Origin of the sequence: Rubrivirga litoralis, from assembly GCF_031846415.1 — a bacterium.
Lineage (GTDB): Bacteria > Bacteroidota > Rhodothermia > Rhodothermales > Rubricoccaceae > Rubrivirga > Rubrivirga litoralis.
In genome coordinates, this window is the sequence record NZ_JAVRHT010000002.1 from 140,623 (window position 1) to 162,129 (window position 21,507).

General features: G+C 73.6%; 20 protein-coding genes. 16 read left to right on the plus strand and 4 right to left on the minus strand.

Features of this window, described 5'->3' with window-relative positions; translation table 11 throughout:
• The first annotated feature begins 88 nt into the window (after window positions 1–88).
• The 3 genes from groES (at window position 89) to RM540_RS02055 (ending at window position 3,306) form a co-directional block, all read left to right on the plus strand.
• Complete coding sequence (groES, locus tag RM540_RS02045; protein WP_311661667.1) at window positions 89–382, plus strand: co-chaperone GroES; 294 nt, start codon at window positions 89–91, stop codon at window positions 380–382.
• Between the two features lie 116 nt (window positions 383–498).
• A complete protein-coding gene (gene groL, locus RM540_RS02050) occupies window positions 499–2,139 on the plus strand; it encodes a chaperonin GroEL (RefSeq protein WP_311661670.1) in 1,641 nt (546 codons plus the stop codon).
• Between the two features lie 444 nt (window positions 2,140–2,583).
• Complete coding sequence (locus tag RM540_RS02055; protein ID WP_311661672.1) at window positions 2,584–3,306, plus strand: transporter; 723 nt, start codon at window positions 2,584–2,586, stop codon at window positions 3,304–3,306.
• A gap of 63 nt (window positions 3,307–3,369) precedes the next feature.
• Here the strand turns inward: RM540_RS02055 and RM540_RS02060 are convergent, their stop codons facing one another.
• Entirely contained in the window at window positions 3,370–5,484 is a 2,115-nt protein-coding gene (locus RM540_RS02060; RefSeq protein WP_349256288.1) for a M3 family metallopeptidase, read from the minus strand.
• A gap of 232 nt (window positions 5,485–5,716) precedes the next feature.
• Between RM540_RS02060 and RM540_RS02065 the strand changes: the two genes are divergently transcribed.
• A complete protein-coding gene (locus tag RM540_RS02065) occupies window positions 5,717–6,652 on the plus strand; it encodes a COX15/CtaA family protein (protein ID WP_311661676.1) in 936 nt (311 codons plus the stop codon).
• A 169-nt stretch (window positions 6,653–6,821) separates the two neighbouring features.
• Window positions 6,822–7,604 carry an NRDE family protein gene (locus RM540_RS02070; protein WP_311661678.1) on the plus strand — a complete coding sequence of 261 codons (783 nt, stop codon included), beginning with the start codon at window positions 6,822–6,824 and terminating at the stop codon, window positions 7,602–7,604.
• A 58-nt stretch (window positions 7,605–7,662) separates the two neighbouring features.
• Here the strand turns inward: RM540_RS02070 and glmM are convergent, their stop codons facing one another.
• Window positions 7,663–9,072, minus strand: coding sequence for a phosphoglucosamine mutase (glmM, locus tag RM540_RS02075; RefSeq protein WP_311661680.1), 1,410 nt, complete (start codon window positions 9,070–9,072; stop codon window positions 7,663–7,665).
• A 229-nt stretch (window positions 9,073–9,301) separates the two neighbouring features.
• Here glmM and cyoE point away from each other — a divergent pair, with 229 nt between their 5' ends.
• From cyoE to RM540_RS02100, 5 genes are all read left to right on the plus strand, one after another.
• Window positions 9,302–10,228 carry a heme o synthase gene (gene cyoE / locus RM540_RS02080; protein ID WP_311661682.1) on the plus strand — a complete coding sequence of 309 codons (927 nt, stop codon included), beginning with the start codon at window positions 9,302–9,304 and terminating at the stop codon, window positions 10,226–10,228.
• 52 nt (window positions 10,229–10,280) lie between these two features.
• A complete protein-coding gene (locus tag RM540_RS02085) occupies window positions 10,281–11,357 on the plus strand; it encodes an ABC transporter ATP-binding protein (RefSeq protein ID WP_311661684.1) in 1,077 nt (358 codons plus the stop codon).
• Window positions 11,354–12,121, plus strand: coding sequence for an ABC transporter permease (locus tag RM540_RS02090; RefSeq protein WP_311661686.1), 768 nt, complete (start codon window positions 11,354–11,356; stop codon window positions 12,119–12,121). Before RM540_RS02085 ends, RM540_RS02090 begins: the two co-directional genes overlap by 4 nt.
• Before the next feature lie 181 nt (window positions 12,122–12,302).
• Window positions 12,303–12,983, plus strand: coding sequence for an HAD family hydrolase (locus RM540_RS02095; protein ID WP_311661688.1), 681 nt, complete (start codon window positions 12,303–12,305; stop codon window positions 12,981–12,983).
• Window positions 12,984–13,118: 135 nt separating this feature from the next.
• Window positions 13,119–13,559, plus strand: coding sequence for a VanZ family protein (locus RM540_RS02100; protein ID WP_311661690.1), 441 nt, complete (start codon window positions 13,119–13,121; stop codon window positions 13,557–13,559).
• On the opposite strand, the gene RM540_RS02105 is transcribed toward RM540_RS02100, so the two are convergent.
• A complete protein-coding gene (locus RM540_RS02105; RefSeq protein WP_311661692.1) occupies window positions 13,495–14,403 on the minus strand; it encodes a fructosamine kinase family protein in 909 nt (302 codons plus the stop codon). The genes RM540_RS02100 and RM540_RS02105 overlap by 65 nt on opposite strands.
• Window positions 14,404–14,503: 100 nt before the next feature.
• A complete protein-coding gene (locus tag RM540_RS02110) occupies window positions 14,504–14,995 on the minus strand; it encodes a low molecular weight protein-tyrosine-phosphatase (RefSeq protein WP_311661694.1) in 492 nt (163 codons plus the stop codon).
• Between the two features lie 490 nt (window positions 14,996–15,485).
• Here RM540_RS02110 and RM540_RS02115 point away from each other — a divergent pair, with 490 nt between their 5' ends.
• The 6 genes from RM540_RS02115 to RM540_RS02140 all read left to right on the plus strand — a co-directional run bounded on the left by RM540_RS02115 (window position 15,486) and on the right by RM540_RS02140 (window position 21,373).
• Entirely contained in the window at window positions 15,486–16,325 is an 840-nt protein-coding gene (locus RM540_RS02115; RefSeq protein ID WP_311661696.1) for a HipA family kinase, read from the plus strand.
• 63 nt (window positions 16,326–16,388) lie between these two features.
• Window positions 16,389–16,769 carry a DUF3037 domain-containing protein gene (locus tag RM540_RS02120; protein WP_311661698.1) on the plus strand — a complete coding sequence of 127 codons (381 nt, stop codon included), beginning with the start codon at window positions 16,389–16,391 and terminating at the stop codon, window positions 16,767–16,769.
• Between the two features lie 70 nt (window positions 16,770–16,839).
• Complete coding sequence (locus tag RM540_RS02125) at window positions 16,840–17,673, plus strand: hypothetical protein (protein WP_311661700.1); 834 nt, start codon at window positions 16,840–16,842, stop codon at window positions 17,671–17,673.
• A 311-nt stretch (window positions 17,674–17,984) separates the two neighbouring features.
• Entirely contained in the window at window positions 17,985–19,142 is a 1,158-nt protein-coding gene (locus tag RM540_RS02130; RefSeq protein ID WP_311661702.1) for a glutamate--cysteine ligase, read from the plus strand.
• Between the two features lie 377 nt (window positions 19,143–19,519).
• Window positions 19,520–20,716 carry a M20 metallopeptidase family protein gene (locus RM540_RS02135; protein ID WP_311661704.1) on the plus strand — a complete coding sequence of 399 codons (1,197 nt, stop codon included), beginning with the start codon at window positions 19,520–19,522 and terminating at the stop codon, window positions 20,714–20,716.
• 9 nt (window positions 20,717–20,725) lie between these two features.
• Window positions 20,726–21,373: a hypothetical protein gene (locus RM540_RS02140; protein WP_311661706.1), complete on the plus strand. Its 648-nt coding sequence runs from the start codon at window positions 20,726–20,728 to the stop codon at window positions 21,371–21,373.
• Window positions 21,374–21,507 lie beyond the last annotated feature (134 nt).

Consider the following 21,507-nt stretch of genomic DNA (forward strand, 5'->3'; position numbering starts at 1 on the left):
GGAACCCTTAGCACTCTCCCTGCGAGAGTGCTACCCTCTGCATCGCGGCCCCGCCGCGCCCCTTTCGTCGCACCAACCTACAGTCCACATGGCCACATCGATCAAGCCCCTCGGCGACCGCGTCGTCGTCAAGCCCCAGGAGGCGGAGACCCAGACCGCCAGCGGCCTCTACATCCCTGACACCGCTAAGGAGAAGCCCATGCGCGGCACCGTCGTCGCCGTCGGCCCGGGCAAGGTCGAGAACGGGACGAAGGTCGACATGACCGTCTCGGAGAACGACACGGTCCTCTACGGCAAGTACGCCGGCACCGAGATCCAGCTCGACGGGGACGACGTCCTCATCATGCGCGAGTCGGACATCCTCGGCGTCGTCAACGGCTGATCGGGTTGAGGAGGTTCGGGGTCCAGGGTTCAGAGTCAACCCGCCCCGAGCCTGCGCCGGCCGCTCGGCGCACTCAACCCTGAACTCTGAACCAGACAACCACTCAACCCAACCCAATGTCTAAGCAAATCACATTCGACGCGGAAGCCCGCAACCAGCTCAAAGAGGGCGTCGACGCGCTCGCCAACGCCGTCAAGGTGACGCTCGGGCCGAAGGGCCGCAACGTCATCATCGAGAAGAAGTTCGGCGCCCCGACCGTCACCAAGGACGGTGTGACCGTCGCCAAGGAGGTCGAGCTCGAAGACAAGATCGCTAACGTCGGCGCCCAGATGGTCAAGGAGGTCGCCTCCAAGACGTCGGACGTCGCCGGTGACGGGACGACGACGGCTACCGTCCTCGCCCAGGCCATCATGAACCAGGGCCTCCGCTCGGTCAACTCGGGCGCCAACCCGATGGACCTCAAGCGCGGCATCGACAAGGCCGTCCAGGTCGTCGTCGAGAACCTTAAGAGCCTCTCGCGCGACGTCGGCGGCAAGGACGAGATCGCCCAGGTCGGGTCCATCTCGGCCAACAACGACAACGAGATCGGCGACCTTATCGCAGAGGCGATGGACAAGGTCGGCAAGGACGGCGTGATCACGGTCGAGGAGGCCAAGGGGACCGACACGTCGCTCGACACGGTCGAGGGCATGCAGTTCGACCGCGGCTACCTCAGCCCGTACTTCGTGACCGACCCCGACAACATGGAGGTCGTGCTCGAGGACGCGCTCGTGCTCGTCCACGACAAGAAGATCTCGGCGATGAAGGACCTCCTGCCCGTGCTGGAGAAGGTGGCCCAGATGGGCGCCCCGCTCCTGCTCGTGGCCGAGGACATCGACGGCGAGGCGCTCGCCACGCTCGTCGTGAACAAGCTCCGCGGCACGCTCCGCGTGGCGGCCGTGAAGGCCCCCGGCTTCGGCGACCGCCGCAAGGCCATGCTCGAGGACATCGCCGTCCTCACCGGCGGCCAGGTGCTCTCCGAGGAGAAGGGGTTCCGGCTCGAGAACGCCTCGGTCGACCTGCTTGGCCGTGCCAAGCGCGTCGTAATCACGAAGGACAACACGACGCTCGTCGACGGCGACGGCTCGGACGACGAGATCAAGGCCCGGATCAACCAGATCCGCGCTCAGACGGAGTCGACGACGTCGGACTACGACCGCGAGAAGCTCCAGGAGCGGCTCGCCAAGCTCGCCGGCGGCGTGGCCGTCCTGAAGATCGGGGCCGCGACCGAGCCCGAGATGAAGGAGAAGAAGGCCCGCGTCGAGGACGCGCTGCACGCGACCCGCGCGGCCGTCGAGGAGGGGATCGTCGCCGGTGGCGGCGTCGCCTTCATCCGTGCCCTCCCGTCGCTCGACAACGTCGACACGGACAACGAGGACCAGAAGATCGGCGTCCGCATCGTGCGCCGGGCGCTCGAGGAGCCGCTCCGCCAGATCGTCAACAACGCCGGGCTCGAGGGCTCGGTGGTCGTCCAGAAGGTGAAGGACGGCAAGGACGACTACGGGTTCAACGCCCGGACGGAGGAGTACGGCAACCTGATCGGCATGGGCGTCGTCGACCCGACGAAGGTCACGCGCACCGCGCTGGAGAACGCCGCCTCGGTGGCCAGCCTGCTGCTCACGACCCAGACGGTCGTGGTCGACAAGCCTGAGCCCGCCGAGCCCGCTATGCCCGCCGGCGGCGGGATGGGCGGCATGGGCGGCGGGATGGACTTCTAAACGTCCCCCCTCTGGCTCGCCAGGCTGGGCGGCTCCCTCCGGGGGGCCGCCCTTCTTTTTGTGCCCGCTCCGCCCCAGCCAACGCGGGCGGGGCGGTCGACGTGGGAAACCGCCCCGCCCACCGAACGACGTGGGCGGGGCGGCGTGTTAGGCGCGGCGAGCCGCGTCCTGACGGAGGCTCGGGCGGGGCGGTCGACGCCGGGTGTGTGCCCTCCTCCTTGGCCGGCTGCATCTACCGCCCCGCCCTCGTGAGGGCGAGGTGACGGTTCAAACAGGGGCCACCCCGCCCGCACTAAGCGCGGGCGGGGCGGGGCGGCACACGCGAGGCGGGAGGCTTGCGCGCTGAGGAACCCGTAGCCCTGCGTCGGCAGTCCGAGGGCGGGCAAGGGCGCGTTGGCGCGAGCCCCTTCGTGACCCCTCCCCTGCTCGCCCGGCACCTCATTCATGCCCTTCCGGCTTACCACCCTACTCCTGCTCCCGCTCGCCGCTGGCGCCGCGTCGGCACAAATCTCGACGGACCGACCGGGGTTCGGGTCCAGCCCCACTCTCGTCGACGCCGGCGTGTTCCAGGTCGAAGTCGGCGCGCCTGAAGCCACGCTGAACGGCGAGGCGGACACCTATTCCGCCCCCGTCGCCCTCCGGTACGGGGCCACGTCCGCGCTCGAAGTGCGCCTGTCCACGTCGGCGTTCGACGCGGCCGATCAGGACGGCGCGGCCTTCGATCCCGAGGTCGGCTTCCGCACCATCACGGCCGGCGTCAAGGTGGCCGTCCCCACTCGGTCGTTCGAGGTCGCCATTATCCCCGAGCTAACGGTCCCGACCGAAGGGGACGACGGCCTGACGTTCCAGCTCGACGTGCCGGTCGGGGTCCCGCTCGGTGACGTCGGCCTCACGCTTGTCCCGGGCGTGACGACGGGGAACGGGTCGACCCAGCTCAACGCTGTCGCCTCGCTCTCGCGCTCGTTCGGGGGGCCGTTGTCGGGGTACGCCGAGGTGGGGGCGTTCCCGTTCGTGGACGGCGGCGGAGACACGCCGGTCTCCGGCGGCGCGGGGCTGACGGTCCTCCTCAGCAACGACGTCCAGGTCGACGCCTTTTTCGACGCCGGCCTCACCGACGCCGCGGACGACCTCGTCGTCGGCGTCGGCCTCTCGTTCCGCCTCGACTGAGCCGCCCCGCCCGCGCCAGACGGCGGGCGGGGCGGGGCGGCGGGCGAGCTGGGGGCGGGGCGGCTAGTCGCCGTCGGGGACCGGGAACCCGCGGTCGCGCATGAGCGGGGCGATGTCGGCGTCGCGGCCGCGGAAGGCGCGGTACGCCTCGTCGGGGTCGACGGCGTTGCGGACCGCGAACAGGTGCTCGACGAGCCGGGCCGCCACGCCGGCGTCGTAGAACCCGCCCGGGGCCTCGGCGAACGCCTCGGCGGCGTCCGACGTCAGCACGTCGGCCCAGAGGTAGCCGTAGTAACCGGCCGAGTAGCCCTCGCCCGAGAACACGTGCCCGAAGTGGGGCGTCCGGTGGCGCATGACGAGCTCGGACGGCATGCCGAGTTCGGCCAGCGTCTCGCGCTCGAACGCGTCGGGGTCGACGTCGCTGGGGTCGTCGAGCGTGTGGAGCCTCAAGTCGACGAGCGACGAGGCGAGGTACTCGGTCGTCGCGAACCCCTGGTTGAACGTGGCCGCCCGGCGGATCTTCTCGACGAGGTCGTCCGGCATCGGCTCGCCCGTCTCCACGTTCACGAGGTAGGTCTCGACCACGGGGTCGGTCAGGAGCCACCGCTCCAGCAGCTGCGACTGGAACTCGGTGTAGTCGCGGACGCCCCCGTTCAGCGTCGGGTAGTCGACGTTGGAGGCCAGGAAGTGGAGGGCGTGGCCGAACTCGTGGAACAGGGTCTCGGCGTCGTCCCACGAGATGAGGACGGGCTCACCGGGGGCGCCCTGGACGAAGTTCGAGTTGTTCGAGGCCAAGACCGTCTCCGGCCCGTGAACCGTCGTGTGGCTGCGGTACGTGGTCGCCCAGGCGCCGGAGCGCTTGCCCTGGCGCGCGAACGGGTCGAGGTACCACAGGCCGATGTGCTCGCCCGTCTCGCGGTCCGTCACCTCGTAGACCGAGACGTCGGGGTGGAAGACCGGCACGCTCTCCTCGGGCACCGGCGTGAACTCGTACCCGAAGAGCTCGCCGGCCACGTAGTGCAGCGCGTCCGTCAGCTTGTCGAGCTGGAGGTACTGCTTGACCTCGTCCGAGTCGAGGGCGTAGCGGTCCTGGCGCACCTTCTCGGCGTAGTAGCGGTAGTCCCAGGGCTCGATCTCGATATCGGCGCCCTCCCGGTCCGCGACGGCCTGCATGTCGGCCACCTCCTCCTCGACGCGGGCCACGGCGGCGGGCCAGACGGCGAGGAGCAGGTCCATCGCCCGCTCGGGCGTCTTGGCCATGCGGTCTTCCAGGCGCCACGAGGCGTAGTCGTCATAGCCGAGGAGCCCGACGCGCTCGTCGCGGAGCGCGAGGATCTCGGCGATGAGCGCGTTGTTGTCGTGCTCGTCCGCGTTGTCGCCGCGGTCGTAGTAGGTCCGCCAGACGGTCTCGCGGAGGTCGCGCTCGTCGGAGTAGGTGAGGAAGGGGTCCATCGACGACCGCGTGTTCGTCACCGCGTACTCGCCGCCCCGCCCGCGCTCTTCAGCCGCCGCCGCGGCGGCGGCCACGAACGACTCGGGGAGGCCCGAGAGCTGGTCGGCGTCGAGGTAGGTCACGTAGCCCTCCTCGTCGGCCAGGACGTTGTTGCCGAACTGCGTGTAGAGCTCGGCGAGGCGCTGGTCGATGGCCGCGTAGCGCTCCTTGGCCTCGCCGTCGAGCCCCGCCCCGTTCCGCGCGAACCCGTCGTAGACGAGCTCGACGAGCCGCTGCTGGTCCGGCCGCAGGTCGAGCGTCTCGCGGGCGTCATGGACGGCGCGGACGCGGTCGAACAGGTCCTCGTTCTGCGTGATCTCCGTCGAGTACGCGGCGAGGCGCGGGGCCAGGCGGCCCTGGATCTCGCGGAACTCGGGGCTCGACAGGTTCGAGGACCAGATGCCGTAGTACGTGAACACGCGGTCGATCTCCCGCCCCGCCCGCTCCATCGCCACGATCGTGTTCTCGAACGTGGGCGGGGCGGGGTCCTGCGCGATCTGGTCGATCTCGGCGAGGTGGTCGGCCATGGCCCGATCCAGCGCCGGCTCGAGGTCGTCGAGGTCCATCCGGTCGAAGGCGGGGACGCCGCCGTAGGGGCCGGTCCACTCCTGGAGGAGCGGGTTGTCGTCGGTGGGGGCGGCGTCCGCCCCGCCCGATTGGGCGGCGGCGACGAGGGGCAAGCTCATGAGGAGGGCGGGGAGGAGAAGGCGCATGGGCGGGTCCAAAGGGCGGGGCAGAACGCGGACGGGACGCGACCGGGAAGATCGCTCGGAACGGACCGAGGGGCGGGAACGGCGCCGCCCCGCCCGTCCGTGCGCCGGGCGGGGCGGCGGCTTGGTCATAGGTTCGCACGGCGCGGGGGCTCCTGGCCGCCCCGCCCCCGTTCTCCCGCCCCGCCCCCACCCCGCCCTCCGGGATATGGACCGCCGCCTCCGCACCGTCCGCCGCTTTGCCTGGGGCGTCCTGGGCTACACCGTTCTCGTGATCCTGTGGGGCGGGTTCGTCCGCGCGTCGGGCGCCGGGGCCGGGTGCGGCGACCACTGGCCGCTGTGCAACGGCGAGCTCGTGCCGACGGCGCCGGCGCTCAACACGGTCATCGAGTTCGGGCACCGCGTCACGAGCGGGCTCGCGCTCCCGGCCGTCCTCGTGCTCGCGTGGCTCGTGTTCCGGGCGTTCCCGCGCGGAGCGGCTGTGCGGACGGTGTCCGTCGTGGCCGTCGTGTTTATGGTGCTCGAAGGCGCCATCGGCGCCGGCCTCGTCCTGTTCGAGTACGTGGCCTACAACCCGTCCATCGCGCGGGCCGCGTGGATGGCGGCCCACCTCACGAACACGTTCCTGCTCCTCGGCGCCCTCACGCTGACGGCGTGGTGGGCCGAGGGCAAGGACGTCCCCCGCCTCGACCTCTCGGCGCGGACGGCCCGCGTCGGCGCGACGCTCGCCGCCGTCCTCGTGCTGGGCGCGGGCGGGGCGGTGACGGCGCTGGGCGACACGCTGGTCCTCGGCGGCGGGCTCGACCCGGCCGAGCACCCGGTCGTGGCCGCGCTCGTGGCCGCCCGCGTGTTCCACCCGACGATGGCGTTCGTGGTCCTGGCCGTGCTCGGCGTGACAGTCGCGCTCACGCGGGCGCCCCGCCCGCGCCAGATCGGGTGGGCCGTGCTGGGCCTGTTCGTGGTCCAGATGGCGATCGGCGCGCTCAACGTGTGGCTGCTCGCGCCGGTCTGGATGCAGATCGTCCACCTGCTCGTGACGGACCTCATCTGGATCGGCCTGGTCGTCTTCGCCAGCGAGGCGCTCGCGGCGCCCGACGCCGTGGCGGAGTCGGCCGGGCGGGGCGGGGCGGCGGTCGCGGCGTAGCCCTCCGGGCGGGTACGGGGTACCGGGTACGAGGTACGGTCCGACCTGACCTCGGCGCGCGGTACCTCGTCCCGAGTCCCCTGGACCAACCTGCACGTTGCTCCAGGCCGCCCACGCCCCGCCCCCAGGCGCCCTTTCCGCCTTCCTTATTCCGCGTTCCACCTTCGACATGTGCCTGCTGCTGTTCGCGCTCGACGCCCACCCGCGGCACCGGCTCGTCGTGGCCGCCAACCGCGACGAGTTCACCACGCGCCCAGCCGCCCCGCTCGGCTGGTGGGACGACGCGCCGGCCGTCCTGGCGGGGCGGGACCTGGAGGCGAACGGGACCTGGATGGGCGTCACGCGCGACGGCCGGTGGGCGGCGCTGACGAACGTCCGCGACCCGAGGACCCCCCGCCCCGCCCAGCGCTCCCGCGGCGCCCTCGTGGCCGACTTCCTGGGCGGGGCGGAGACGGCCGAGGCCGCCGCTGCGCGCGTGCACGCCGAGCGCGACGCCTACGACGGGTTCAACCTCGTCCTCCGCGACGGCGCCTCGACGTGGACCGTCTCGACGCGCATGGACGCGCCGACCGAGCTGGGGCCGGGCGTGTACGGGTTGTCGAACGACCGGCTCGACACGCCCTGGCCGAAGGTGGTGAGGGGGCGGCAGGCGCTCCGCGCGGCGCTGGAGTCGGACCCCGTCGAGCCCGACGCGCTCCTCGACCTGCTCCGCGACGACCGCCCCGCCCCCGACGAGTCGCTGCCGGACACGGGCGTCGGGCTTGCGTGGGAGCGCGTGTTGTCGCCGGCGTTCATCGTCGCTGAGGGCTATGGGACGCGCGTGAGCACGGCGCTCACCCTCGGCCGCGACGGGCATGTCGAGGTCGCCGAGCGGACGTGGCAGGCGGGCGGGGTGGAGGGCGAGACGGTGCGCGAGGCGTTCGAGACGGAGCCCGCCCCGCCCGCGCCGTAAGGGCGGGCGGGGCGGCCCGGACCACCCCGCCCCCGCGAGTGCGACACAGGCGGGGTGGTTACGCCTCCCCCAGCACCTCGGCCTTGAACCGCTCCGCGAGCGCGTCGGCCGCCTCGGGCGACCCGGCCTCGGTGTAGACCCGGAGGATGGGCTCCGTGTTCGACTTGCGGACGTGCGCCCAGCCCTCGTCGAGGTCCACCTTCACGCCGTCGACCGTCGAGACGCGGCCGCCGGCGTAGCGCTCGGCGAGGGCGGCGAGGAGCGCGTCGGCGTCCATGTCGTCCGTGAGCTGGACTTTGTGCTTGGCGATGGCGTAGTCGGGGAGGCCGGCGCGGACGTCCGACAGCGACTGCCCGGTCTCGGCCAGGTGCTGGAGCACGAGGGCCACGCCGGCGAGCGCGTCGCGGCCGTAGTGGAGGTCGGGCAGGATGACCCCGCCGTTGCCCTCGCCGCCGATCACGGCGTCGTTCGCCTGCATGGCGCGCACGACGTGGATCTCGCCGACCGGCGAGCGGTGCACCGTGGCGCCGTGCCGGGCCGCCACGTCCTCGATCGCGCGGCTGGACGAGAGGTTCGTCGCGACCGCCCCGCCCTGCTTGGCCAAGAGGAAGTCGGCGGCCACGACCTGCGTCAGCTCCTCGCCGAAGAAGACGCCGCTGTCCTGGACGAACGCGAGGCGGTCGGCGTCGGGGTCCACGATCACGCCCAGGTCCGCCCCGCTCTCGCGGACGCGGTCGAGGATCTGGCCGATGTGGGCGGGGAGGGGCTCGGGGTTGTGGGCGAAGCGGCCCGTCACGTCGGCGTTCAGGACCTCGACGTCGGTCACGCCCAGGGCGTCCAGGAGGGCGGGGAGGGCGAACGCGCCGACCGAGTTGATCCCGTCGACGACGACCTTGAACCCGCGCCCGGCGATGGCCTCGGGGTCGACGTATGGGAGGTCGAGGATCTTCTGGACGTGGTAGTCGAGCACGTCGTCGGTCTCGTACGTCCCGATCTCGTACGCCCCGACCGTGTGCGCGGCGACGCCTTCGTCGGCGAGCGCCAGGACCTCGGCGCCCTCGTCCGGGCCGAGGAACTCGCTCGTCCGGTCCAGCAGCTTGAGCGCGTTCCACTCGGCCGGGTTGTGGCTGGCGGACAAGATGATAGCGCCGTCCGCTTCGTGCTTTAGGACACCCATCGCCACGCTCGGCGTCGTCGCCAGGCCCACGTCGACGACGTCGCAGCCGGCGGCCTGGAGCGTGGCCGTCACGATGCGCGCGCAGACGTCGCCCGTGATCCGGCCGTCGCGCCCGACGACGACGCGCGGACGCCCTGCCGGGTCGCTCTCCGCCCCGCCCGAGCCTCCCCGCCCCGCCCGGCGCTGGCGGACCCACGCGCCGAAGGCGGCGGCGTAGCGGGTGAGGACGGCCGGGTCGAGGCCGTCGCCGAAGACGCCGCGGATGCCGGAGACGGAGGCGATAAGAGGCATGGATGGGGAGTTGAAAGTGGAGAATGGAAAACGGGTACGCCGGACGAGGGAACGCCGGCCCTACGCCCTCCACGAAAGTACTGGGGCGGAGGTCCAGCGCAGGGACGCCGCGCCGAGCCCCCACGCTCCACGCTCCGTTTTCCACTCGCCCACGCTCCCTTTCCTCCCTCTCTTGACGGAACTCCCCCCGCCCCGCCCGTTTCCTAGCTCCACCCCACGCCCGCACACGATGAGGCCGTCCCCGGCTAGCTCTGCGACGACACCGGCTGCCCACGCCGAAGCGGCCTCGACGCTGTTCGCGGACTACAAGGAGCTCTCGAAGCCGGGCATCACGGCGTTCGTCGTCGTCATGGCGGCGTCGGGCTACGTGCTGGCGGCGCCCGGGCCGATCGCGTGGGCGCAGCTCGTCGGGCTCATGCTGGGCACGGCGCTGACCGGGGGCGGGGCGGGCGCGCTCAACCACGTCCTCGAGCGGGACCACGACGCGCGCATGGCGCGGACGGCGCAGCGCCCGCTGCCGGCCGGCCGGCTTGGCGTCCCGGCCGCCGTCGTCTTCGCGCTGGGGTCCGTCGCCTTCGGCGGCGCCGTGCTCTGGGCGACCACGAACGCGATTACGACGGCGCTCGCGCTTGCGACCGTCGCCCTCTACGTCCTCGTCTACACCCCGCTCAAGCGGCGGACGGTCCACAACACGCTCGTCGGGGCCGTCCCCGGCGCGCTGCCGGTCCTGGGCGGGGCGGCGGCGGCGACGGGCGCGCTCGACGCGACGGGCTGGGCGCTGTTCGCCATCCTCTACCTGTGGCAGCTCCCGCACTTTTTCGCGCTGGCCTGGATGTACCGCGACGACTACGCCGGCGCCGGCTTCCGCATGCTGCCCTCGGCCCCGGGCGGGGTGGCGTGGACGGCCCGGATCGTGCTCGTCTCGACGCTCCTGCTCCTCGTAGCCGGCGTGCTCCCGGCCGTCGTGGGGCCGGCGGGGCTGCTGTTCCTGGGCGGCATGGCCCTCTTGGGGACGGCGTTCACGCTGCCGGCGTTATCGTTCTCCTCGGAGCCCTCGGACGAGCGGGCGCGGCGGCTGCTGCTGGCCTCGATCGCCTACATCCCGGCGTTCTTCGTCCTCGTCGTGCTCGACTTCCTGCTCCGGCAGGCGCTCTAGCGCGGGGCGACGGCCGCCCCGCCCGCTGGCTCCCCCCTGCCCCACCCCGCTCGTGACCGCCCCGCCCGCCCTCTCCGTCCGCGATCTGGCCCACGCCTACGGCGACGTGGCGGCGCTCCGCGGCGTGACGCTCGACGTGGCGCCGGGCGAGCGCGTCGGGCTCCTGGGCGCGAACGGGAGCGGCAAGACGACGCTCATGCGGGCCGTCTCGACGCTCCTCGTGCCCGATGCCGGGACCGTGACGGTAGGCGGGGCGGACGCCCGGCGCGATCCGGCGGCCGTCCGCCGGCGGATCGGTGTCGTGTTCCAGAGCCCGGCCCTCGACGACGCCCTCACGGTCCGCGAGTCGCTCGCGCTCCAGGCGGCGCTCGCGGGGCTCGCGGGGCTCGGGCGGGGCGAGGCGCGGGCGCGGATCGACGACCTGCTCGGGCGGCTGGACCTGGCCGACCGCGCCGACGCCCGCGTCGGGACGCTCTCGGGCGGGCTCGCGCGCCGGGCCGACCTCGCGCGGGGGCTCCTCCACCACCCCGCCCTCGTCCTCCTCGACGAGCCGACGGGCGGGCTGGACCCGCTCGCGCGCGTGGCGCTCTGGGACACGCTCGACGGCCTCCGCCGCGACCACGCACCGCAGGCCGAGGGCTCGGCGCAGCTCGTGGCGACGCACCTCATGGATGAGGCCGAGCGGTGCGACCGCGTAGCGGTCCTCGACGCCGGTCGCCTGGTGGCGCTCGGGACGCCGGCGGCGCTCAAGGCCGCGCTCGGCCGCGACGCCCTCTGGCTGGACACCGACGACGCCCCGGCGCTCGCGGCACGGCTCGGGCACGAGCGCCTCGACGCCCGCGCGGTGGGCGGGCGCGTACTCGTCGCCGCCGACGACCCGGGCGCCCTTCTCCCCGCCCTCTACGCGCGGCCCGACGTCCGCGCGGCGGCGCTCAAGGAGCCGTCGATGGACGACGTGTTCGCGGCCGCCGTCGGCGGCGCGTTCGCCGGGGGCGGGGCGGGCACGTCCACCCCGCCCGGCATGGGCGGCGACGGAGCGGGCGGGGCGGGGCGGCACCACGACGAGGTGAGCGGAACGGTGCCGCCGGCGATTATCGACCCTCTTCCTTTGGATCCAATAACGGAATGACGGCTGCCGTCCTCGCCCTCTGGCGCCGCGAGGTGCTCGTGTTCGTCCGCGACCGCGCCCGGTTCGTCGGCGTGCTCGCGCAGCCGGTCCTGTTCTGGGTCCTGTTCGGGTTCGGGTTCCAGGGCGCCGTCTCGGTCCCCGGCTCCGACGCCTCGTACCTCGAGTACCTCCTGCCGGGCATGATCGTGCTGGCCGTCCTGTTCACGGCCATCTACTCGACGATCTCGGTTGTCGAGGACCGGCAGTCGGGCGTGCTCCAGGCGGCGCTGGTGGCGCCGCAGCCGCGGCTCGCGATCGTGCTCGGCGTAGTCCTGGGCGGGACGACGCTGGCGCTCCTCCAGGCCGTCCTCATCGGGCTCCTGGCTCCGTTCGTGGGGCTGAGGCCGGGCGTGGGCGGGACGCTCGTGGCGGTCGGGGCCGCGGGCCTCGTCGGCGCGACGTTCACGGCGCTCGGGTTTGGGATGGCGTGGCGGCTCAAGACGACGCGGGCGTTTCACGCAGTCATGAACGTGGTGCTCATCCCGATCTGGCTGCTCTCGGGCGCCTTTTTCCCGCTCTCGGGCGCGCCCGACGCTCTCCGCTGGGTCATGCTCGCCAACCCGGTCACGCACGGCGTCACGCTCCTGCGCTACGGGCTCGAAGGGCTCCCGGCGGGCGTGCCGGGCACGACGCTCGGCCTCCTCCCGTCGGCGCTCGTGACCGTGGGCGGGGCGGTGCTCGCGGTGGTCTGGGCGGCGGCGACGGCGCGACGGCCGGTGTACTGAGCGGGGCGGGAAGGTGTCGGAGCATGGGGCAGGACGTCAGCGATCCGATAGGAGGCGCGACCTCCAGAGCGAGTACCACCGGGCGGGGCGGAGTCAGCACCATGGCTCCACCTCCATTCCTCTTCACCCCCGCCCGCCCGGCGGCCGCGTAGCCTGTGCGCTCCCCCACCCCGCCCCGGCCATGCCCGTTCTCCTGTTCGACATCGACGGCACGCTCCTCCAGTCGAACGGCGTCGGCCGGCGGTGCATCGAGAGCGCGCTGGAGCGCGTCGTCGGCGGGACGCTCGACACGTCGGACGTGTCGTTCTCGGGGAAGACCGACCCGCAGATCTTCCGCCAGATCCTGACGGCCGCCCGCGAGGCCGGACTGGACGTCTCGGACCTCGACGACGCCCACGGCGCGTTCGGCGACGTCTACCGCAACCTCATGCGCGAGTGCCTGCCGACGGCCCACGTCGAGGCGCTCCCCGGCGCCGTCGACCTCGTCCGCCGCCTGGCCGCGAACGGCGTGCCGCTGGGGCTGCTGACGGGCAACCTCCGCGAGCTGGCCTACGCCAAGGTCGGGCGGATCGGGCTGGGCGAGGCCGAGTTCCCGTTCGGCGCGTTCGGGAGCGACGCCGAGGACCGCAACGCGCTCCCGGCGGTCGCCGTCGAGCGGGCGGGGCGGGCGCTGGGACGCGAGGTGGACCCGGCCGAGGTGGTCATTATCGGCGACACGCCACTCGACATCGCGTGCGCCCGGGCCGGCGGGTGCGTCGCCGTGGCCGTCGCGACGGGCCGCTACGGAATGGATGAACTGGGCGGGGCGGACGTCGTGCTGGACTCGCTTGAGTCGTTTTCACTGGAGGCGCTTTCCGCCTGAGCCGAGCGCGACGGCCGTGCGGATTGTCTGCGCATCCGGCCGCGGGCGGACCAGAGCGGCGGGTCGCGGGTTGTAGGGGATTCCCCTCTTTTGCCCCTCCGCCGCCGGAGAGGTCGCCCGCTCTTCTCGAAGGCCATGCCCCTCCGCCCCACCCGCCTCGCGATCGCCGCCGCCTGGTCGGTTCTGGCCGCCCTCGGTCTGTTCCTGCCGGGGCGCGTCTTCCCCGCGCTCGGCCCGATCATCACGACGGCGGCCCACGTCGTCTTTTTTACCGGCTTCGCTGGTCTGTGGGCGTGGGCGCTCCCCCGGTTCGCCGTCTACGTCGTCATCGCGGCCGTGTTCGTCGCCGTCGGCACCGAAGGGTTCCAGATGGAGATCGTGCCGGGGCGGGGCCTGGAGACGCGGGACCTGTGGGCCGACTTCGTCGGGATCGGCCTCGGCTGGGGGCTCGCGCGGCTGTGGCGGCGTCGGCGTATGAATCGGGCCTACCGTCCCCGCCGCCGCCGCTCGGCTACGCCCCCCCGAACCGGCGCAGCGCGGACTCGACAGGGCGCCGGTAGCTCGGTCCATGCGTGAGGTGGTTGATGAGGTGGTACAGGTTGTACACCTCGCGGCGCTCCGGGTAGCCCCGTTCGAGCGGCTGGGCCTCGCGGTAGCCGTCGTAGAACGGGGCGTCGAACCCGCCGAACAGCTCGGTCATGGCCAGGTCGGCCTCGCCGTGGCCGACGGAGACGGCCGGGTCGATGAGCGCAAAGCGGCCGCCGGAGGTGGCGAGCGCGTTGCCGCCCCACAGGTCGCCGTGCAATAAGGCTGGGGGCGGGGCGGCCGGGAGCAGGTCGGGGAGCCGCGCGACGAGCCGGTCGAGGAGCGGGTCCCACGCCGCGTCCCACGCCCCGCGCTGGCGCACGGTCTCGGCCTGCGCCCGGAGCCGCCGCTCGCCGAAGAAGGCGGGCCACGAGGCGTCCCACCCGTTCCGCTGCGGCTTGCTCCCGATCCAGTTGTCGGCGTCCCACCCGTAGCGGCCGTCGCCCGGCGCGGGCGCTCGGTGGAGCGCGGCGAGGGCGGCCCCGAACGCGCGCCAGTCGGCCGGGGCGGGGCGGGCGGGATCGATCCAGTCGAGGAGCACGAAGCCGGCCGCCCCGCCCTCGGCGGCCGCCCCGCCCTCGGTGGCGCCGCGCGACGCGAGCGGGGTGGGAACGGTGAGGCCCGTCCCCTCGGCCGCTGCGTGGAGGGCGGCTAGCCCTTCGGCCTCGGCGGCGTAGGTCTGCCCGGCGTCGCCCCGCCCCCACTTGAGGAAGAACCGGCCGCGCTCGGCGTCGAGGCGGGCCGCCCGCGACACGTCGCCGCCGCCGACGGACGTCGCCGAGCGGACGGCGCCGGTGTGGGGCTCGATGTCGGGGAGGAGGTCCGGCGGGATCATGGGCAGCGGGCGGTGAGGGTGCGCCGCCCGCGCCGAGGGCGGGGCGGGCGTCGCAGCGGGCGCCCGTCGCCCGCGGAACGGCGGCGCGCGGGCGGGGCGGTCAGATTCCGTAGACGCCGCGGAGCCGGTCGAGGATGGCCGTCGTCGTCCGGTCGGCGATGGCGTAGACCTCCTCGAAGCCGTCGCCGCCGCCGTAGTACGGGTCGGGCACCTGGTAGTCGCCGGGCTCGGGGTCGAACTCGCGGAACAGGCGGACGCGCGTGCCGTGGTCGCCGTCGGGGTCGAGGGCGAGCGCGTCGTGGAGGTTCTGCTTGTCCATGACGAACACGTGGTCGAACTCGTCGAGGTCGGCCCGCTCGAACTGCCGCGCGCGGAGTCGCGAGAGGTCGGCGCCGTGGGTGGCGGCCGTGGCCGTCATCCGCTCGTCGGGCGGGGCGCCGACGTGCCAGTTCCCGGTCCCGGCCGAGTCCACCTCGATCTGGCCGGCGAGCCCGGCGTCGACCACCTTCTGTTGGAAGAGGCCCTCGGCGAGCGGGCTCCGACAGATGTTGCCGAGGCAAACGAAGAGGACGCGGACGGGGCGGTCGGGCACGGGGTACGGGGTACGGGGTACGGGGTACGGGGTACGGGGTACGGGGTACGGGAAGATGGCCGCCCCGCCCCGCCGGCGCCACGGGGCGGGGCGGAAGTCGGGAGAAAGCGGGCAACGGGCTGAAAATGCGCCACCCCGTCCACGACACGCACGGGCGGGGTGGTCACCGTAGGGACACCACGTGTGGTGTCCGCATGAGGCACGACGCCCTGCCCAAACGGTTGACGGGCGGGGCCGTCGCCGTTGTTCAGAACCACCCCCGCCCCGCCCCATCGCGTTCCTACGGATGTGCGTCGTTGGGCGCGGCCGCGGCGGGCGGGGTGGCGGTGGACTGGGCCGTCCCGCCCGCCCTGGACACGACAAGTCGTGTCCCTACGGGTGCCGGTCGTTGGGCGGGGTGGCATCGGGCGGGGCCGAACAAAACCGCCGCCACCCCGCCCGCGCTTCCCCTTCCCCGAAACCCCGGGTGGGGCGGGGCGGTCTGTCGCCCGTGCTCGCCGTCCACCCCGCCCTCCGCTACGTCACGCCGCTCCGCGAGGGCGGGTCGCTGCCGGCCGTCGTCGAGACGGAGGCGGGGGCGTACGTGGTCAAGTTCCGGGGCGCCGGGCAGGGCGCGCGCGCGCTCGTGGCCGAGGTCGTCGTGGGGCGCCTCGCGCAGACGCTCGGGCTCCCGCTCCCCGACCTCGCCCTCGTCGACCTGGCCGAGGCGTTCGGGCGGTCCGAGCCGGACCCCGAGATCCAGGACATCCTGCGCGCGAGCACGGGCCTCAACGTGGGGCTCGGGTTCGTCGAGGGCGCGTTCCCGTTCGACCCGCTCGCGGCCGGCGACCTCGTCGCCCCCGAGACGGCCGCCGACGTCGTCTGGCTCGACGCGCTCACGACCAACATCGACCGGACCGCCCGCAACCCGAACCTCCTGGTCGCGCCGGGCGCGGGCGGCCCCGAGCTCTGGCTCATCGACCACGGCGCGGCCCTCTACTTCCACCACGACTGGGCGAGCATGAGCGAGGACCGGGCACGGACGCCGTTCCCGGCCATCCGCGACCACGTCCTGCTCCCGTTCGCCGGCGACATCGAGGCCGCCGACGCCCGGCTCGCCCCGCTCCTCACCGACGCCGCCCTCGGCGCCGTGCTCGACGACGTCCCGGACGAGCTGCTGCTCCACGCGCCGCCCGGCCACCCCGCCCCGTTCGCGTCCGCCGGGGCGGGGCGGCGGGCCTACCTCGACTACTTCCGCGCGCGGCTCGCGGCCCCGCGCGCCTGGGTCGCCGAGGCCGTCCGGGCGCAGGCGGCCGGGCCGGACACGACGCCGCTCGCGTACCGCCGGTGAGCGGGGAGCCCGCCCCGCCCTGCCGTTCCCACGACCGCCCCGCCCGCCTCCTGCCCGTTGCCCGTGACCGTCGCCTACGACTACGCGCTCGTCCGCGTCGTGCCCCGCGTGGTGACGGGGGACGCCGAGGCGGTCGGCGTGGTGCTCCAGGCGCGTCAGGCGCGGTTCCTCGACGTCCGCTTCGTGACGACGGCCGAGGCCGTGGCCGCGCGGTGGCCGGGCGTCGACGCCGGCGTCCTCGACCGCTACCTCGCCGCGTTCGCGGCCGTCGCCGCGGGCGGGGCGGCCGCCGCCCCGCTCGGGCTGCTCCCGCCGTCCGAGCGCTTCCACTGGCTGACCGCCACGCGCTCGACGACGCTCCAGACGTCGCCCGTGCGGACCGGCCGGACCGGCGACCCCGAGGCGGCGCTGGACGCCATCGCGCGTGGGCTCCGGCGGCCTTGAAGACGCCGCGGCCTGGAACCCCGCCGGGCGGGGCGGGCGTCTAGCGGCCCCTCCCCCGACCGCCCCCCCGATGTACGACGACTTCGACGACGACGCGCCCGGCGCACCGCTCGACCCCGAAACCGTGGCCGCCCTCGACGGCGCCGCCGCCGACGCTTTTGCCCAGCGCAAGGCGCGGCTCACGCGGGTCCTGGTCGAGGGCGAGACGGGCGTCCAGTTCGAGTCGCTGGCCTTGTTCGCCGAGCCCCTCTTCGCGCTCTACGGCCTCGACGCCGCCGACGCCTTCCGCCTCCGCGCCGAGCCCGACGCCGTCGCCGACGACGCGGTCGCGCTGCTCGAAACGGCCCGGGTCCTGTGGGCCTTTCTCTCGATGCCGCCGGCCGACCGGGCGCACCAGCGGGCGTCGCTCGCGGCCCAGCTCGTCGGCGAGGACCCGTCGGAGGAAGACTGGATGGGGCTCGACGGGCTCCTCGAGACGGCCGAGATCCACTGGCAGGCGCTGCTCCCCGAAGAGGTCGAGATGGCGCAGGAGACGGGGCACGAGACGCTCGACTTCGAGGCGCTCCTCCACCACCCCGCCTTCCGCGTCGGCCCCGAGGACGACGACGCCACGCACGCCGGGTTCGGCGAGGGAAGCCTGAGCGAGATCGAGGCGCGCGCCCTGTTCGCGCAGCCGCTCCTCGACGACCCCGCAACGCAGGCCGACGCCGACGCCTTCGAGACGGCCCTCGCGCGGGCCGACGACTACTGGGCGCTCGCGCAGTCGGCCGGCGACGACGCCGACGCGGCCGCGGCCGCCTTTGCCCGCGAGCATGCCGACGGCGACGAGGCCGCCCTCCGCGACGAGGCCCGGCGCATGATCGCCCGGTTCCGCGAGCTGTTCCCGGAGCACGCGGGCCAGTAGGTCGGTGGGTCGGTGGGCCGCATCGGGCGGGGTGGCGCGTAGCGGACGGGCTCTCCGCCCCGCCCGCCCAGGACGAGCATGGCGCCGTTGCACGCGTCGGCACGGCAGAGCTGGGCGGGGTGGCCCAGCAGACCGCCCCGCCCCCACGGCGACACCGGGCGGGGTGGCGGGTTCGGGCGGGATGGCGCGGCCGGCTGCCCCACTGATCTTCCACGGGTCCCCTTACCGACTCACGGATCCCCCCGGTTGTCGTTTGTCGGCGGGCGGTCGTTTCTTGGCGCCCGCCCCCCGGGTCCGCCCCGCCCCGTTTCATGGACGTCTCCTCGGCCAACGCGCTGGCCCCGATCCCCTTTCAGGGCTCGCCCGAGCCGACGCTCGGCGTCGAGGTCGAGCTCCAGATCGTCGACCCGTCGACGTTCAACCTTAAGCAAGGGTCGGTTGCGCTGCTGGACCGCGTCGGGCGCGACCACCCCAAGATCAAGCAGGAGCTCACGCAGTCGACGGTCGAGGTCATCACCGGGATCTGCACCGACGTCGGGCACTGCGTCCGCGACCTGTCCGAGTCGGTCCGCGAGCTCTACGCGCACTCGGCCGAGCTCGGCCTCGCGTTTTCGTCGGCCGGGACGCACCCGTTTGGGCAGTGGCGGGACCAGAAGATCTTCCCGAACGACCGCTACCAGGGGCTCGTCGACCGGATCCAGTGGCCCGCCCGGCGGCTCCTGATCTACGGGCTCCACGTGCACGTGGGCGTGTCGTCGGGCGAGAAGGCCATCGCGGTCTCGAACGCGCTGTCCAGCTACCTCCCGCACCTCCTCGCGCTCTCGGCGTCGAGCCCGTTCACGGACTTCGAGGATACCGGCCTGGCCTCGGCCCGGTCCAAGATCTTCGAGGGCATGCCGACGGCCGGGCTCCCGTACCGGCTCGCCAACTACGGCGAGTTCCAGAGCTTCATGAACACGCTCGTGCGGGCCGGGGCCATCCAGACGATCCGCGAGATCTGGTGGGACATCCGGCCGCACCCGAACTTCGGGACGCTGGAGGTCCGCATCTGCGACTCGCCGTCGACGATGGAGGAGTTGGCCGCGCTCGTAGCGCTCACGCAGTGCCTCGTCGTCGCGCTAGGCGAGCGGTACGACACGGGCGCCCCGCTCCGGCTCCTCGACCCCTGGATCCTACGCGAGAACAAGTGGCGGGCGTGCCGGCATGGGCTCGACGCCGACGTGATCCGCGACAACGAGGGCGACCACGCCCCGCTCCGCGAGCAGCTCCCCGACCTCGTCGCCAAGCTGGAGCCGGTGGCCGACCGGCTGGGGTGCCTCGCTGAGCTCCGCGGGGTCCACCGGGTGCTCGAAAGCGGCGCCTCCTACGAGCGCCAGCGGCGGACGTACGCGGCCACGCAGCGGCTCCCCGACGTCGTCGCCTCGCTCGCGGACGAGTTCCGCGAGAGCGTCGAGGCGGCCCCGGCGTAGCAGCGGGCAGCGGGCAGCGGGCAGCGGGCAGCGGGCAGCGGGCAGCGGGCAGCGGGCAGCGGGCAGCGGGCAGCGGAAGATGCACCACCCCGCCCGCACCGCACGAGGGCGGGGCAGGCATCGTAGCGGCGTTGCATGCAACGCCGTCGGGCACACCGCCGGGCGCCGCCGGGCGCCGCCGGGCGAGCCCAGGGCGGGGTGGTGCAGGGTCGCAGCGCCGCCCCGCCCACCGGGACGCCCGCGGGCGGGGCGGACCCAAACGGCGCGGCCGCGGGTTGGCAGACCGCCCCGCCCGCCGCCGCCCCGCTCCACGCCTCGTGGGCGGCTTGGTCCGGTTCTGGCGGGGCCCCGCCGTTTCGCTGCCCCCCCGGTACCCCGTGCAAATCACCGACGCCACGCGCCCCGCCCTCGCCGACCTCGATCTCCGCAGCGAGCTGTCGACGCTCCGCCGCGAGCTCCACCGCTACCCCGAGCTCGGGTTCGAGGAGCGCGCGACGGCCGAGCGCCTCCGGTCGTGGCTCGTCGAGCGCGGCCTCGAACCCTCCGCCCCGCTCGCCGGGACCGGGTTCATGGTCGAGGTCGAGGGCGAGCGCCCGGGGCCGACCGTGGCCTACCGGGCGGACATGGACGCGCTCCCCATCCAGGAGGCCACCGACGTCCCGTACCGCTCGTGCACGCCGGGCGTGATGCACGCCTGCGGCCACGACGGGCACATGGCGATCGGGTGCGGCGTGGCCCTCCTCGCGAGCCGCCGGCGCGACGAGATCGCCGGCACGGTCCGGGTGTTTTTTCAGCCGTGCGAGGAGCGGATGCCGTCGGGCGGACCGCGCATGATCGCCGACGGCGTGCTCGACGGCGTCGCCGCCGCCTACGCCGTCCACCTCGAGCCCACGCTGCCGGTCGGGCGCTTCGGGTTCCGCTCGGGGCCGCTGACGGCGGCGTGCGCCCCGTTCGTGGTCACGGTCGCGAGCGACAAGTCGGGCCACTCGGCGCGGCCCCACGAGGCCGTCGACACGGTCTGGGTGGCGACGCAGGTGGCGACTGAGCTGTACCAGCTCGTCGGGCGCGTGACCGACGCGCGCAAGGCGGCCGTGCTCACGCTGTGCCGGTTCCAGGGCGGCGACGCCCTCAACGTGATCCCCGCCCGCGTCGAGTTCGGGGGGACGCTCCGATGCGTCGACGGCGAGACGCTCGCGTTCCTCCGCGAAAAGGTCCGCCGCGTGGCCGGCGCGCTGGGCGCCGTCTACGGGGCCGACGTCGACGTCCACTTTGAGCCCTCGCTGCCGGCCGTCGTCAACACGGCGCCCGAGGTGGTCGCGGCGCGGACGGCGGCCGTCGACGTGCTCGGGGCCGAGGCGGCGGTCGACCTGGCGCTCCCGAGCATGGGCGGGGAGGACTTCGCGTACTACCTCGAGCGCGTCCCGGGCGCCATGGTCCGCGTGGGCTCGGCGGGCGGGGCGGACACGCGGTACCCGCTCCACCACGCGCGGTTCGACCTCGACGAGGCGGCGCTGCCGCTCGCGGCCCGGCTGATGACCGAGGTGTGCATTCGCGACCTCACCTCCCGAAGCTGACGTCGGCCCGTGCTCCACTTCGCCTTCGTCGCCGCCCTCACCCTCGTCGCCGCGGCTGCCCGCGCACAGCCGGCCGCCCCGACGGCGGAGCTCGTCAACCTGTACGCCGTTGTAGAAGCTGAGGGGGCCGAGGAAGCCGTTTCCACTTCCTCCTCAATGCCTGTCGAGGATGGGACGCTGGTCTGGGTCCGCTCGTGCGACAGGGCGACCGACGACGGAGCCCTGTGCTGGGTACTCGTCGATGCCCCTGATGTCTCCTACGCGCTTCTGGACATGCCTCGACGGGACTTGAGGTTTCTGAAGCCCGTGGCGCCGATCACGGCCGATGCCCGGGGGACTGGAGCCCCGAATGGGTTCGAAATCGTCTGGGACGAGACGGATTGGGCCGTCGGACCGTCGTTCAGCGCCCTCAGCGCCCGGGCGGGGCCGAGCACCGACTACCGCACTCTGTTCGAGGTCGAGCGAGCGAGCGAAGACGTGATCCGGCTCGAAGCCTGCGCGCCCAAAACTGACGGTGCCGCCGGACGGTGGTGCCTCGCCGAAGTGCATGGCCCTGGGGACCTGCTCGATTATAGTGGGACGTCGTCCCGGGTCGGGTTCGTGTACACGGCGGCCCTCGTCCCGTACGTGTTCGATATGGGAGAGGAGTACGAGTGATGTGCGGGTGGTGCGACCACCGGCCGCGGTTTGCCAGGTTGCGCCCTCCCCGCCCGCCCAAAGACAAGCGGAGCGGCGTTACATGCAACGGCGGGGTGGGACGGGGCTTGAGCCGGAGAAGTTGGGCAGGCCGC

What these genes read in the sequence shown, in the direction of transcription:
- groES (WP_311661667.1), top strand. Translation starts at nt 89, where the DNA reads ATGGCCACATCGATCAAGCCCCTCGGCGACCGCGTCGTCGTCAAGCCC.
- groL (WP_311661670.1), top strand. Translation starts at nt 499, where the DNA reads ATGTCTAAGCAAATCACATTCGACGCGGAAGCCCGCAACCAGCTCAAA.
- RM540_RS02055 (WP_311661672.1), top strand. Translation starts at nt 2,584, where the DNA reads ATGCCCTTCCGGCTTACCACCCTACTCCTGCTCCCGCTCGCCGCTGGC.
- RM540_RS02060 (WP_349256288.1), bottom strand. Translation starts at nt 5,484, where the DNA reads ATGAGCTTGCCCCTCGTCGCCGCCGCCCAATCGGGCGGGGCGGACGCC.
- RM540_RS02065 (WP_311661676.1), top strand. Translation starts at nt 5,717, where the DNA reads ATGGACCGCCGCCTCCGCACCGTCCGCCGCTTTGCCTGGGGCGTCCTG.
- RM540_RS02070 (WP_311661678.1), top strand. Translation starts at nt 6,822, where the DNA reads ATGTGCCTGCTGCTGTTCGCGCTCGACGCCCACCCGCGGCACCGGCTC.
- glmM (WP_311661680.1), bottom strand. Translation starts at nt 9,072, where the DNA reads ATGCCTCTTATCGCCTCCGTCTCCGGCATCCGCGGCGTCTTCGGCGAC.
- cyoE (WP_311661682.1), top strand. Translation starts at nt 9,302, where the DNA reads ATGAGGCCGTCCCCGGCTAGCTCTGCGACGACACCGGCTGCCCACGCC.
- RM540_RS02090 (WP_311661686.1), top strand. Translation starts at nt 11,354, where the DNA reads ATGACGGCTGCCGTCCTCGCCCTCTGGCGCCGCGAGGTGCTCGTGTTC.
- RM540_RS02095 (WP_311661688.1), top strand. Translation starts at nt 12,303, where the DNA reads ATGCCCGTTCTCCTGTTCGACATCGACGGCACGCTCCTCCAGTCGAAC.
- RM540_RS02100 (WP_311661690.1), top strand. Translation starts at nt 13,119, where the DNA reads ATGCCCCTCCGCCCCACCCGCCTCGCGATCGCCGCCGCCTGGTCGGTT.
- RM540_RS02105 (WP_311661692.1), bottom strand. Translation starts at nt 14,403, where the DNA reads ATGATCCCGCCGGACCTCCTCCCCGACATCGAGCCCCACACCGGCGCC.
- RM540_RS02125 (WP_311661700.1), top strand. Translation starts at nt 16,840, where the DNA reads ATGTACGACGACTTCGACGACGACGCGCCCGGCGCACCGCTCGACCCC.
- RM540_RS02130 (WP_311661702.1), top strand. Translation starts at nt 17,985, where the DNA reads ATGGACGTCTCCTCGGCCAACGCGCTGGCCCCGATCCCCTTTCAGGGC.